Consider the following 13,688-nt stretch of genomic DNA (forward strand, 5'->3'; position numbering starts at 1 on the left):
CAATGTCACACATTCCTTTGCTTATCCAACGACGATATTGACGAGCTTACCTGGAACGACGATCACTTTGCGGACCGTCTTCCCTTCCGTGAACTCTTGAACGCGTTCGTTCGCGAGCGCATCGGCCTCGAGCGCTTCTTTCGAAGCGTCGCGGGCCACGTGCATCTTCGCACGAAGCTTGCCGTTCACTTGGATGACGACTTCAATCGTGTCGCTGACGAGTTTCGACTCATCAAACTTCGGCCATGCCGCATACGTCAAGTCTTCCGTCATGCCGAGACGCTCCCACAACTCTTCGGCCAAGTGTGGCGCGACCGGGGCGAGCATCTTAACGAAGTTGATCATTTCCTGTTTCGGAAGCGTGTCTTGTTTGTACGCTTCGTTGATGAAGACCATGAGTTGCGAAATCGCCGTGTTGAAACGGAGCGCCTCATAATCTTCTGTCACTTTCTTCACCGTCTGATGGTACGTCCGTTCGAAGTCGGCAGTCGGTGCGACGTCTTGAAGCTCTGTCTGATCGAACAAACGCCAGACACGGTCAAGGAAGCGACGAGCGCCGTCGAGACCGTTCGTCGACCAAGCGATGGCCGCATCGAGTGGTCCCATGAACATCTCGTAAAGACGAAGCGTGTCGGCTCCGTGCGACTTGATGATGTCATCCGGGTTGACGACGTTCCCTTTCGATTTCGACATCTTCTCGTTGTTCTCACCAAGGATCATCCCTTGGTTATAGAGTTTTTGGAACGGCTCTTTCGTCGGGACGATGCCGATATCGTAGAGCACTTTGTGCCAGAAACGAGCGTAGAGCAAGTGTAGGACCGCGTGCTCCGTACCACCGATATACAAATCGACCGGAAGCCAACGCTTCAACTTCTCTGGGTCCGCGATCATGTCTTCATTGTGCGGATCGATGAAGCGAATGTAGTACCAGCAGCTGCCGGCCCATTGTGGCATCGTGTTCGTCTCGCGACGACCCTTCTCACCCGTCACTGGATCCGTGTACGTCAACCACTCGTCTGCGTTCGCAAGCGGCGATTCACCCGTACCCGACGGTTTGATTTCATCGATGATCGGGAGTTCGAGCGGGAGGTCTTCGACCGGGACCGTCTTGAGCGTGCCATCTTCCATATGAACGATTGGAATCGGCTCGCCCCAATAGCGCTGACGGCTGAACAACCAGTCGCGGAGACGATACGTCGTCTTCGCACGGCCAGTGCCGGCAAGTTCAAGCTCTTCGATGATCTTGGCGATCGCGTCGGCTTTATTGAGACCGTCCAAGCTACCTGAGTTGACGTGGACGCCATCCTCGACGTAAGCCGCCTCATCCAAGTTGCCGCCGGTGACGACTTCACGGATTGGAAGGTCAAACGTCTTCGCGAACTCATAGTCGCGCTCATCATGTCCAGGAACGGCCATGACCGCACCTGTACCATACGTTGACAACACGTAGTCAGCAATCCAGATTGGAAGCTTCTCACCATTGACCGGGTTGATCGCGTAAGCGCCAGTAAACACGCCTGTTTTCTCTTTAGCAAGATCGGTCCGTTCGAGATCTGTCTTTTTCGAGACTTCTTCGACGTACGCCTCGATGGCGACGGTTTGTTCCGGTGTCGCGATTGCTTTCACGAACGGGTGCTCCGGTGCGAGCGTGACGTATGTCGCGCCGTAAAGTGTGTCAGGACGTGTCGTGAACACCGTGACGACTTTTTCGTGACCGTCGACTTTGAAATCGACTTCGGCCCCGACCGACTTGCCGATCCAGTTGCGTTGCATCTCTTTGACGCTGTCTGGCCAGTCAAGCCCTTCTAAATCATCGAGCAACCGCTCTGCGTATTCCGTGATGCGGAGCACCCACTGCTTCATCGGGACACGGTAAACCGGATGGCTGCCGCGCTCTGACAAGCCGTCGATGACTTCTTCGTTGGCGAGTACCGTCCCGAGAGCCGGGCACCAGTTGACGGCGACTTCATCGACGTAGGCGAGTCCGCGGTCATGGAGCTGTGTGAAAATCCATTGCGTCCACTTGTAGTATTTCGGGTCGGTCGTGCTGATTTCACGATCCCAATCGTATGAGAAACCGAGCTCTTTCAACTGGCGGCGGAACGTGCCGATGTTGCGCTCTGTGAACTCGCGCGGGTCATTCCCTGTGTCGAGGGCATATTGCTCGGCCGGAAGACCGAACGCGTCCCACCCCATTGGATGGAGGACGTTGAAGCCTTGCATCCGTTTCATGCGGGCGATGATGTCCGTCGCCGTGTAACCTTCCGGGTGACCGACGTGAAGGCCGGCTCCTGATGGATATGGGAACATGTCAAGGACGTAGAAACACTCCTTGTCCGGGTCTTCTGTCGTCCGGAACGCATCTTTCTCGTCCCAACGCTTTTGCCATTTCGGCTCGATGTCTTGATGTTTAAAATAATCCAAAATTCATCCTCCTCTGCATAATAAAAAGCCTTCCGCCCCGGTAATGGGACGAAAGGCTTGAAAGCTTTCCGCGGTACCACCCATGTTGCATTTCTGCCACTTGAGACGCCGGTAACGAGGCGTAACTCCGGTTCACCCTACTATTCGTTCAGGCGAACTGCTCCAAGGCGAGTTCTCGCAGTCCATATACCGGTTCACACCACCCACCGGCTCTCTACAAATACAGACGTCACGATACTATTCCTCTTCTACGCATGTGTATGATCTCACTCGTTCATTTTAGCCCAATCTGTTTTAGAGCGTCAACTTGATTTTTCAGGCACTCGGATGTCTTTCATGAAAATGAAGAACGCGAGCGCGATGGCCGTGAGCAAGAATAGCATTGTGAAGACGGCACCGATGCCGAATACGTCATAGACGAGGCCCGATAAGGTCGGGCCGATCATCCGACCGACCGAGGCCGCGATATTGACGAGCCCTTGGAACTGTCCTGCTTTCCCCGGCGGTGCGAGTTTCGCGGCAATCGTCGGAACGGCCGGCCAAATGAACATCTCCCCGATCGTCATGACGACCATCGCGACCATGAACATCGTAAAGCCCCCCGCGAACGGAACGACCGCGAAGGCGGCGAGGAAAATAACGGCGCCAACGATGAGTTGCTTCTTCAAATCGTCTTCAAAGTAACGAAGGGCCCGGTTGAGGAGCGGTTGAGCGAACACGATCAAGGCGCCGTTCACCGTCCAAAGGAGCGAATACTGGCTGATTGTCACGCCGAGGTCTTTCGAATGGACAGCGATCGTGCCTTGCCACTGCACGTAAACGAACCAAAGGGCCGCGTAACCGATGGCGACGAACCACATCGATTTCATCGTCGCGCCGGACAACGTCGTCGCCGCAGCCTCAAGCTGCGATTGGACGACAGGACGGGCCGGGTCTTTCAAATAACGGAGCCCGAACAAGAGGACGACGACGAACAAGACCGATAAGAAGAAGTTCGCGTAAAAGATCCACTCGATGTCGATGCGCGCGATTTGCCCGCTCATCGCTGTCCCGAGGGCGACCCCGACGTTTTGGGCGACATAAATCGCGTTGAACGATCGTCGCCCCCCTTCCGGCCAAATCAAGCCAGCAAAAGCGTATACTGTCGGGAAGACGAGGCCACCCGAAAACCCAATCAATCCAAGCCAGCCCAAGTAACCGAGGAATGTGGCATGAAACAACAAGAAGCCGAGCGAGCTCGCGAGCAACAGCCCGACCGAGAGGATGAGCGTCCGTTTCCCGCCGATCCGGTCAAACAGCGTGCCCCCGATATAGTTCCCAGCGATGGCGAGCGCCGAGTTGACGAGGAGGGCAATCCCTGCGAGCGTCATCGATTCGCCTAAATATCCATTTATATAGAGTGTGTTAAATGGCCATAAAAAAGACGCCGCCGTTGTATTGAGCGCCATCGCAATGACCAAAATCCATACCGAAATCGGCATTTTATTGTTCATACCAGTTACTCCTTTCATTCCCGTTTAACGATAAAAATTCGGCACGACGGCCGAATCAAGAATAAGTCCTTCTCCAAGCTAACGGAACGCCCCATAACTGTCAAGAAAAATTACTTATTATGAAGTAAACACGAGGAGAGCTTGTGATAGCATGAGCAAAGAAGGAGAGGATATTCATGCAACATCCATTTGGTGATGCCAGATACCATAAATTAAATGAAGCATATCGCCGTGAGTTCGGCGGGAAAGTATTCAAGGTACCGCTCGACGGCGGTTTCACTTGTCCGAACCGGGACGGGCTCGTCTCGAAGGGCGGCTGTACGTTCTGTTCGGACGACGGCAGCGGTGATTTTGCCGGCAACGCCTGCGATCCGATCCCGGTCCAATTTGCCGAAGTGAAGGCACGGTTGCATCGGAAGTGGAAAGAAGCCCGCTACATCGCTTACTTCCAAGCGTTCAGCAACACGTATGCCCCCGTCGCCCGGCTCCGGGAATTGTTCGAGCCTGCCCTTAAAGAGGAAGGTGTCGTCGGTCTATCGATCGCGACCCGACCGGACTGTCTGCCGGACGACGTCGTCGACTATCTCGCCGAGTTGAATGAGCGGACGTCCCTCACGATCGAACTCGGCCTACAGACGATTCACGATGTGACAGCGAAAAAAATCAATCGTGGCCATGACTACAAGACGTTCCTCGAAGGTCTCGCCAAGCTCCGCCGACGCAATATAAACGTGGTTGTCCATATCATTAACGGTCTCCCTGGCGAGACGACAGAGATGATGCTCGACACGGCGCGAGAAGTTGCTAAAATGGACATACAAGGAATCAAGATCCATTTGCTCCACGTCTTGAAGCACACGCCGCTCGCCCGTCAGTACGAAAAAGGATTGCTCGAGCTCATGGACGAGACGACTTACGTCTCCCTCGTCTGCGACCAGCTTGAGACGTTACCGCCCGAGATCGTCATCCATCGGTTGACCGGTGACGGGCCACCGGATCTGTTGATCGGTCCGACGTGGAGCCGGCACAAGATGGCCGTCTTGAACGCCATCGATGCCGAACTGGTGCGTCGTGATTCCTTCCAAGGAAAAAAGAAGGATGAGAGCCATGGGATTAATGAGAGTCTTACCGTTCGCGAAGTACCTACTCCGTGAACACGTCACACCTGGTGCCGTCGCCATCGATATGACGGCCGGCAACGGGCACGATACATTGTTTTTAGCCGAACTCGTCGAGGCGACGGGACACGTCTACGCGTTTGATGTCCAAGCAGCGGCGGTCGAGGCGACACGCATTCGCATCGAGGAAGCAGCATTGACGGACCGCGTCACTGTCATCCACGACAGCCACGACACCGTCCGAGAAATTGTAGCTGACGAGACACGCCCGATCACAGCCGCCGTGTTCAACCTCGGTTATTTACCGGGAAGCGACAAGTCGGTCACGACGACGGGCAATACGACCATCGACGCCCTCGAGCAACTGCTCGACGTCATGGCCGTCGGTGGTGTCATCGTCGTCGTCATCTATCATGGCCATGATAGCGGCAAAATCGAGCGCGACGAGGTGCTCGCCTACGTCGAGGCACTCGATCAAAAGCGGGCCGGCGTCCTCCGTTACGGCTTCATCAATCAAATCAATCATCCCCCGTTCATCGTGGCGATTGAAAAACGTGCATGAAAACAGGCGACTCGAGCGAGTCGCCTGTTTTGTCATTCTCGAATCAATTCATAAAACGTGATGAGCGTCTCCGCGAACTTCGTGTTCAGTCGTTCATAGCCGAAATGCGGGAAGCCTTCGAGCCGGCGAATGTACACTTGATCGCCGCCGATTTTTCGACAGACGTTGAGCGTCAGTTTCACATCGGCGAAGCGGTCGTCCGGCGCATAGAAGCAAGCGAGTGGAAGGCGCGGCAAATGTTTCTTCTCTTCTTGATGCTCGACGATCTCTTCCTCGATTTCCCGGTATTGCCCGTACGTGATCTCACCGAAGCGGGACGACTCTTCGCCTGCACCCATGAACGTCATCATGCCGAGCGGCAAATCCGGACGGAAACGGTCGACCGCACTCGCGACGACTTGTTTCAATCCGCCGATTTGGCGGGACGGATGCCAATCGAACAAGGGTGAGATATACGTCAAACTGCCGAGCGGCACATCGTATTCCTGGAGCAATCGGTTCGTTAACAATGCCCCGAGACTGAAGGCGATGACGTGAATCGGCAGTTTGTACTGGCTCGCCTCGCGTAGCGTGTTCTTGATTAACAGCTTATGGTCTTCCGCGGTCAAGCCGACCGTCTGTCCGGTCACGACGAGAACTTCATATTCGTCGCGTAACCGTCCTAAAAACGCCTCGCTCAAGCGTGACGTGAACTGGAGCGGATAGACGATCACGATAACCCCTTTTCGTGATTCTTCTTCGTATGTCATACTGTCACCTCATTTTATTATGTCCATGTTTTTATACTAACAAAAAACATCAGCCGAGACTGATGTTTGTCAGAAAATCCGTCTAGGGTCTTAGCTCGGGTCATAGCGCAAATGAATCAGTTCCATCGGTTGGTCGTACACTTCCTCTTGAATCCGATTCAATTCGATGAACGCCTCATGGTTCAAAAAGGCAATCGCCTGCTCGTTCGAACTCTCAACGTACAGTTCGATCGGTTGAACTTTACGTTCGCGCAGATGAGACAATAAGGCCGTTCCGAGACCTTGTCGGTGATGGGTCGGATGAAGATAGAGTCGGAGCACTTCCCACGTATCCCCGCGGTCGATCGCATGATAGAACCCGATGACGTCGCCTTCGGCTTCACCGACAATGAACAACTGCTCTTTCGCTTCCTCGCTTGAACTGATGGCGCGGACGATCTCTTCTTGCTGATAAGCCCGTTCCATTACTTTTGAACGAACCTCGTCTTGTTCACTGACCGTTGCGAGCGCAATATCGCGGATGGTGGCGGCATCTTCTGGTACGGCTTCCCTGATCTTCATAACGGCATCCCCCTTTTGGCCAATCTAGTAGTATAATTCCCCATCAGCAAAAAAATATCCTGCCCGCTCATTACTTTTTGATGTCGAAATGAAAGAAGACGTTATTTTCCATTTTGACTCGGGTATAAGAGTATCAATGCCATCTTACAAAAAGGAGTGTTATTATGGAACCGAAATTACAACATGATCCACAAGCAGAGCAAGCCAATCATCCGAATCGCCAATTTGACTCTGAAGAGTCAAATGGCCCCCGCATCACATTGATGAAAGGGATTCTTTTAGGGGCTGTAGTTGGAGGTGCTCTTGCTCTCCTGAGTTCATCGAATCGTCAAAATACGAAACAATCCCTCTCTACCGCCAAATCGTCTGTCGGTGGGTTAGTAAGTGAAGTCGCCAAAGATCCAAGTGGAAAAGCATCACAAGTAATCGACCAAGTGAAGTCGGCTTCTGGTGTTATCCAAGAGGTGGTCACCGACGTTCAAAATGTCTATGAAAAAGTCGCTGGAGAAGTGGATACGGTGAAACAAGACTTAACGCAAGTTGCCGGCACCGCTATGGAAGCAAAATCAGACTTACAATCGATTGGCGAGAAAGTGGTCGAGGCAAAAGACACCGCGCTAGGCCAAGAAACGTCATCTGATTCTTCTTCTAACGATGATACATCTAAGCAGGATAAAAACCAATCTTAACAAGAAAAAACGACCTTTCTCAGCGAAAGGTCGTTTTTACTGTCTTATGCGAAGCGTTTCGCGCCTTCTTCAAGCACTGCCGCTTTATCCGTTTGCTCCCATGGGAGTTCAACGTCTGTACGACCGAAGTGGCCGTAAGCTGCTGTCTGCTTGTAGATTGGACGGCGAAGGTCGAGCATCTTGATGATGCCGGCCGGACGAAGGTCGAAGTTCTCGCGAACGAGTTCGACGAGCTCAGTCTCGCTCAATTTGCCTGTGCCGAACGTGTCGACTGCGATCGATACCGGGTGGGCAACGCCGATCGCGTAAGCAAGTTGAACTTCTGCTTTGTCAGCAAGTCCCGCTGCAACGAGGTTTTTCGCTACGTAACGAGCCGCGTACGCCGCTGAACGGTCAACTTTGGTTGGGTCTTTACCTGAGAACGCGCCGCCGCCGTGGCGAGCGTAACCACCGTACGTATCGACGATGATCTTACGTCCTGTAAGGCCTGCATCCCCTTGTGGTCCACCGATGACGAAACGGCCAGTCGGGTTGATGAAGTATTTTGTATCCGCGTCGATGAGTTCAGACGGGATGACCGCGTCGATGACGTGCTCTTTCAAATCAGCTTGGATTTGTTCGAGTGTGATGTCTTCGGCGTGTTGCGTCGAGATGACGATTGTGTCGATGCGAACTGGGTTGTTCGCTTCGTCGTATTCGACCGTCACTTGTGTCTTACCATCAGGACGAAGGTAAGCGAGCGTGCCGTTCTTACGAACTTCTGCCAAACGACGTGACAATTTGTGCGCGAGTGAAATCGGGAGCGGCATGAGTTCTGGTGTCTCTTTTGTTGCGTAACCGAACATGAGACCTTGGTCACCAGCGCCGATCGCATCGATTTCTTCTTCAGTCATTTGTCCTTCACGAGCTTCAAGCGCTTGGTCGACACCTTGGGCGATGTCTACCGATTGCTCATCAATCGATGTGAGGACAGCACAAGTCTCTGCATCAAAACCATATTTTGCACGTGTGTAGCCGATCTCACGAACTGTTTCACGAACAACTTTCGGGATATCCACGTAAGTTGATGTTGTGATCTCACCTGCTACGAGCACGAGACCTGTCGTGACAGATGTCTCAGCCGCAACGCGGGCGTTTGGATCTTCAGCTAAAATCGCATCCAAAATCGCATCTGAGATTTGGTCACAAATTTTATCCGGATGTCCTTCCGTGACGGACTCCGAAGTGAAAAGTCGACGGTTCAAGTTTGCCATTTCGAAAAACCTCCTATAATAAGGGTGATGTGTGGACGGTACTCGTTCCCCTTACGCGTTGCTTTGGGACGGTAATGAAAAAAACCTTTCGCCATGTTCAATGGGAAAGGTTGAATCGTTCTTCCTTACCCTCTTATCGTTCGAAGCTTGCGCTTCGCTTCAGGATAGCACCTTTTCCGAATAACAATGATAAATCGGACGGTTGCTGGGCTTCGTAGGGCCTTGTTCCCTCCACCGCTCAGAATAAGAGTATCCGTTACGAAGACCATCATATAAATGACACCCCGTTCTGTCAAGCGTATCGACTGAATTCGTAAAACTTTTCACGAACTCGCAATAGTTATGTTTGTGAAATATCAAACATTTTTTTGTCGGTATTCGATTTTGTACTATGACCTGGTACAGAATATGTTAGAATGACAGTGTAAGAAAGCGCTTACTTTAAAGGGTAAAAAGGGTTGTTTTTGATTAGTATGTCACATATAATAAAAACGTCATACTAATAAAACGCGGAAGTATGCGGATTTCATCCACATCTATTTAGGGGAAAGGTGGGATTCAGGATGGCGACAACGCTCCTGAAAATCGAAGAATTAATTAAAGGTGCCGACATGATGCGGAACTTAACGGTTCCAGAATTGGTGGAAGAAGCCATTCGCAACGGGGAAGGCGTACTGACGAAAGACGGAGCTTTATCGGTCAGTACAGGTAAATTCACAGGACGGTCACCGAAAGACAAATTCGTCGTGCAAGATGAAGTCAGCAATCATTTAGTAGACTGGGGTCCGGTCAACCAACCGATCGCAGAAGAGAAGTTCACGGCACTGCTCGATAAAGTGCTCACGCATCTCGAGACGAAAGACAAGCTCTACTATCTCGAGGCGTCTGCCGGGGCTGACGAGCATTATACGCTTCCAGTGCGGGCCATCACAGAATACGCGTGGCACAACTTGTTCGCGAAACAGTTGTTCTTGCGCGAATGGCCGACACAAGGTGCCTTTGATCCGTTCACGGTCATCTATGCACCGAGCTATAAGGCCGATCCGGAAGTCGACGGGACGAACTCCGAAACGTTCATTCTCGTTTCATTCGCCAAACGGACCATTCTGATCGGGGGAACAGAATACGGCGGCGAAATTAAAAAATCGATTTTCTCAGTCATGAACTTCTTGTTACCGGAACAGCACGTCTTGTCGATGCATTGCTCGGCGAACGTATCGGACGCCGGCGAGACGGCTCTCTTCTTCGGGCTATCGGGTACCGGAAAGACGACGCTATCGGCCGACACAGAACGTCATTTAATCGGGGACGACGAGCATGGTTGGTCTCCTGACGGCGTCTTCAACATTGAAGGCGGTTGCTACGCGAAGACGATCAACTTGTCGCGTGAGAACGAACCTCAAATCTACGATGCCATTCGATTTGGCTCGTTGATTGAGAACGTCGTCTTGGACGAGGAACGGGCACCAGACTACAAGAACATCTCACTCACTGAGAACACACGGGCCGCCTACCCGATTCAATTTATCGATAACGCGATGCTTCCGTCACGAGCCGGGCATCCGAACACGATCGTCTTCTTGACGGCCGACGCATACGGCGTCCTGCCTCCAATCAGCAAATTGACGAAGGAGCAGGCGATGTATCACTTCTTGTCAGGCTATACGTCGAAGCTAGCCGGCACGGAGCGCGGCGTGACGGAGCCGCAGGCGACCTTCTCGACATGTTTTGGGTCACCGTTCTTGCCGCTCGCACCGGAACGCTACGCTGACATGCTCGGCACGTTGATCGAGAAACATGACGTCGACGTCTATCTCGTCAATACCGGTTGGACCGGCGGAGCTTACGGCGAAGGATCGCGGATGAAGCTCGCCTATACACGGGCGATGGTGAACGCGGCCGTCAACGGGAAACTCCGTGACGTCGAGACGACGCGCCATGACATCTTCAACGTCGAGATCCCACGCCACATCGACGGGGTGCCAGACGACGTGCTCAACCCACGGGGCACATGGAAAGACGGGGCCCGCTACGACGCCGAGGCGGCAGCGCTCGCCCGTAAGTTCCAAGACAACTTCAAACGATTCACGAAAGCGAGTGAGGCGGTCGTCGCGGCCGGCCCAATCATCGTTTAATAAAAAATGACTAGCGCCTGGTTTAGGCGCTAGTCATTTTTTTGGTGCGACGGCTAACATCCAGTCCATCGCCTCATCGGTCGTCTTCCACTTTTCCCAAAACGGGAGTTGATGAGCGAACGGGACGATCCAAAGTTCGGCCCGCTCCCCCATCCGTTCGGCCACGGCTGTCGCATGGCGGAGCCGCACTTGCTCGTCGTCTGTCCCGTGAATCAATAACGTCGGGGCCTCCCAGTCCTTGTAGAGGGGTGAACGCTCCACGTACGCCTCAAGAGCCGCTTCCGGGTCACCCCCGGTCATACGGCGGAGCATTTTCCGCATCGAGCGTTGCTCTTCGTACGTCCATTCCAAATTGGTGACACCCGCCCATGAGGTCACGGACGTGAGCGGCCGCTCCGCGGCGAGCGACAACGCCATCATGCCCCCGCGCGAGAAGCCAAGGGCATGAATGAGCGTGTCCGTTCGATGGACGCGATCATAAAGAGACAAGACATCCTCTAAATCGGCCCCGCCGAAGTCTTCTTTCCCGCTCCCCCCATGGTTACCACGGTAAACAGGCGCCACGACGTGGAAGCCTTTGGCCGCGAACTGCATCAACCGAGGCAAGCGCACGTCCCCGATGCGTCCTGTTCCGCCGCGCAAATAAAACAGGACGTGCCCGTTCGGTCGCGTCGGCGTGATCGTATAGGCGACGACATCCTCACCATCGCGCGTAGCGTACCAGCCACGGTGGACCGCATAACCGGCATATGGAGGGAGGACCTCGATCCGGTCAAACCATTCGTTTTTCATGGAGCACCTTCATCGTTTCCGGGAGCACCCGGTCTTTCATCATGAAACTGTACCGGTTGTTCCGGAGCAGATTCGTTGGCAGTTCTTTCATGAGCACGGCGCCGTCGGTCTCATCAACGGCCGGATGGTCATCGAAGCGCTCGATCTCGGCAAAGTAAATATTTTTGATGACCGTGTCCCCGCGCCCGAGCACGCGGTATTGTCCGAGATAGTGCAGCGTCTTCACGACACCGCCCGTCTCTTCATACACTTCCCGAATCGCGGCATCATCCTCATGTTCGCCGGGCTCAACTTTTCCACCCGGAAACTCGAGTCCGCGTTGCTTATGCTTCGTCAGCACCCATTGATTCTCGTAGCGAGCGACGACCCAGACGTGGAGCGGCGTATCCGAAAATGGATAGTGCGCGAAGCTTAACTCGACTTTATTGTGATAGTAGTCCGTGAATGTCAACATAGTCCATCCCTTTCTTTCCCCTGTCTACTCTCACTTTACCTTGTCTTCCCCCAGTTTCAAACAAAAAAATAGGCCCGCCGGAGCGGACCTACTCAAAATTATTGGTTCAAGCGCTTTTCAAGCTCAGCTTTTTGTTCTTCGTAACCTGGTTTTCCAAGCAACGCGAACATGTTCGCTTTATACGCTTCGACGCCCGGTTGGTTGAACGGGTTCACCCCGAGAATGTATCCGCTCATCGCGCATGCCTTCTCGAAGAAGTAGAACAAGTAACCGAGGTGGTACGGCGTCATCTCTGGCAATTCGACAACGAGGTTCGGTACTTCTCCGTCCGTGTGGGCAAGGAGTGTTCCTTCAGCCGCTTTGTCGTTCACGAATTGAATCGTTTCGCCAGCGAGGAAGTTCAAGCCGTCGAGGTCTTGCGCGTCTTCTGGCACGTTCATCGCGTGACGGACGTTCGTGACACGGATGACCGTCTCGAACAAGTCACGACGACCTTCTTGGATGTATTGTCCCATCGAGTGGAGGTCGGTTGAGAAGTCGACAGCCGCCGGGAAAATCCCTTTGTTGTCTTTTCCTTCTGATTCGCCGTAAAGCTGTTTCCACCACTCCGAGACGTAGTGCAAGGCCGGTTCGTAGTTGACGAGCAACTCGATCGACTTGCCTTTCGCATACAAGGCGTTACGGACGACCGCATATTGGTACGCCTCATTCTCAGAGAGCTCTGGTGACGAATAGGCGTTTTGTGCGTCGCGTGCACCTTCCATGAGGGCATCGATGTCGATGCCTGCCGCAGCGATCGGAAGGAGTCCGACCGGTGTGAGGACCGAGAAGCGGCCTCCGACGTCATCCGGGATGACGAACGTTTCGTAGCCTTCCGCATCCGCAAGCGTCTTCAAGGCGCCACGGGCACGGTCTGTCGTCGCATAGATGCGCTCACGAGCACCGTCTTGACCATACTTTTCTTCCATGAATTGTTTCAAGACACGGAACGCGATCGCCGGCTCTGTCGTCGTTCCCGATTTCGAGATGACGTTGACCGAGACGTCTTTGCCTTCGAGCACCTGGAGCAACTCCGTCAAATAAGTAGACGAGATGTTGTGACCGGCGAAGAAGACTTGTGGCGCGTTGCGCTCTTCTTTTGACAATACGTTGAAGAATGAATGTTGAAGCATCTCGATGGCCGCGCGTGCGCCGAGGTATGATCCGCCGATCCCGACGACGACGAGGACGTCCGAGTTCTCACGGATTCGTTCCGCGGCCGCTTTGATGCGGGCAAACTCATCCGTATCGTAGTTTGTTGGGAGGTCGACCCACCCAAGGAAATCGCTACCTGCCCCGCTGCGGTCATGGATGACCGAATGCATTGCTTTCACGGTTTCTTGTAATTGGTCGACTTCATGTTCCCCAACGAAAGACAGGGCCTTTGAATAATCGAAACGTACAGTTGACATGTCATTT

General features: G+C 53.3%; 12 protein-coding genes, 1 riboswitch and 1 other annotated feature. Of the genes, 4 read left to right on the plus strand and 8 right to left on the minus strand.

Annotation, left to right across the window (positions count from 1 at the left end; genetic code table 11):
* Positions 1-21 precede the first annotated feature (21 nt).
* Entirely contained in the window at positions 22-2,424 is a 2,403-nt protein-coding gene (gene leuS, locus KNP02_RS01275) for a leucine--tRNA ligase (protein WP_214706500.1), read from the minus strand.
* A gap of 41 nt (positions 2,425-2,465) precedes the next feature.
* Positions 2,466-2,684: a binding site (T-box leader), on the minus strand.
* A gap of 42 nt (positions 2,685-2,726) precedes the next feature.
* Complete coding sequence (locus KNP02_RS01280; protein WP_138859151.1) at positions 2,727-3,917, minus strand: MDR family MFS transporter; 1,191 nt, start codon at positions 3,915-3,917, stop codon at positions 2,727-2,729.
* A gap of 176 nt (positions 3,918-4,093) precedes the next feature.
* Between KNP02_RS01280 and mnmL the strand changes: the two genes are divergently transcribed.
* Both mnmL and mnmM read left to right on the plus strand, forming a co-directional pair.
* The gene (gene mnmL, locus KNP02_RS01285; protein ID WP_138859150.1) at positions 4,094-5,071 is read left to right on the plus strand and encodes a tRNA modification radical SAM protein MnmL/YtqA; all 978 of its coding nucleotides are present in this window, start codon (positions 4,094-4,096) and stop codon (positions 5,069-5,071) included.
* Entirely contained in the window at positions 5,025-5,597 is a 573-nt protein-coding gene (gene mnmM, locus KNP02_RS01290) for a tRNA 5-(aminomethyl)-2-thiouridylate-methyltransferase MnmM (protein WP_034778311.1), read from the plus strand. Before mnmL ends, mnmM begins: the two co-directional genes overlap by 47 nt.
* 32 nt (positions 5,598-5,629) lie before the next feature.
* Here the strand turns inward: mnmM and KNP02_RS01295 are convergent, their stop codons facing one another.
* Together KNP02_RS01295 and KNP02_RS01300 are read right to left on the minus strand one after the other, a co-directional pair.
* Positions 5,630-6,346: an alpha/beta fold hydrolase gene (locus tag KNP02_RS01295; RefSeq protein WP_034778316.1), complete on the minus strand. Its 717-nt coding sequence runs from the start codon at positions 6,344-6,346 to the stop codon at positions 5,630-5,632.
* Between the two features lie 90 nt (positions 6,347-6,436).
* A complete protein-coding gene (locus KNP02_RS01300) occupies positions 6,437-6,907 on the minus strand; it encodes a GNAT family N-acetyltransferase (RefSeq protein WP_034778317.1) in 471 nt (156 codons plus the stop codon).
* 164 nt (positions 6,908-7,071) lie between these two features.
* Here KNP02_RS01300 and KNP02_RS01305 point away from each other — a divergent pair, with 164 nt between their 5' ends.
* A complete protein-coding gene (locus tag KNP02_RS01305) occupies positions 7,072-7,596 on the plus strand; it encodes a hypothetical protein (RefSeq protein WP_214706502.1) in 525 nt (174 codons plus the stop codon).
* Between the two features lie 44 nt (positions 7,597-7,640).
* On the opposite strand, the gene metK is transcribed toward KNP02_RS01305, so the two are convergent.
* On the minus strand, positions 7,641-8,849 hold the full coding sequence (metK, locus tag KNP02_RS01310) for a methionine adenosyltransferase (protein WP_138859148.1): 1,209 nt from the start codon (positions 8,847-8,849) through the stop codon (positions 7,641-7,643).
* 130 nt (positions 8,850-8,979) lie between these two features.
* Positions 8,980-9,099, minus strand: a riboswitch (SAM riboswitch).
* A gap of 313 nt (positions 9,100-9,412) precedes the next feature.
* Here metK and pckA point away from each other — a divergent pair.
* Positions 9,413-10,984 (plus strand): phosphoenolpyruvate carboxykinase (ATP), encoded by a 1,572-nt coding sequence (gene pckA, locus KNP02_RS01315; RefSeq protein ID WP_034778322.1) that lies wholly within the window; start codon positions 9,413-9,415, stop codon positions 10,982-10,984.
* Positions 10,985-11,017: 33 nt separating this feature from the next.
* On the opposite strand, the gene KNP02_RS01320 is transcribed toward pckA, so the two are convergent.
* From KNP02_RS01320 to KNP02_RS01330, 3 genes are all read right to left on the minus strand, one after another.
* Complete coding sequence (locus tag KNP02_RS01320; RefSeq protein ID WP_214706503.1) at positions 11,018-11,776, minus strand: alpha/beta hydrolase family protein; 759 nt, start codon at positions 11,774-11,776, stop codon at positions 11,018-11,020.
* Positions 11,757-12,230 (minus strand): RNA deprotection pyrophosphohydrolase, encoded by a 474-nt coding sequence (gene ytkD / locus KNP02_RS01325; protein ID WP_034778327.1) that lies wholly within the window; start codon positions 12,228-12,230, stop codon positions 11,757-11,759. The genes KNP02_RS01320 and ytkD overlap by 20 nt, the downstream gene beginning before the upstream one ends.
* A gap of 98 nt (positions 12,231-12,328) precedes the next feature.
* On the minus strand, positions 12,329-13,681 hold the full coding sequence (locus KNP02_RS01330) for a glucose-6-phosphate isomerase (RefSeq protein ID WP_214706504.1): 1,353 nt from the start codon (positions 13,679-13,681) through the stop codon (positions 12,329-12,331).
* Positions 13,682-13,688 lie beyond the last annotated feature (7 nt).

The organism is Exiguobacterium sp. s40 (assembly GCF_018617905.1).
GTDB classification, from domain to species: Bacteria; Bacillota; Bacilli; order Exiguobacteriales; family Exiguobacteriaceae; genus Exiguobacterium; species Exiguobacterium mexicanum_A.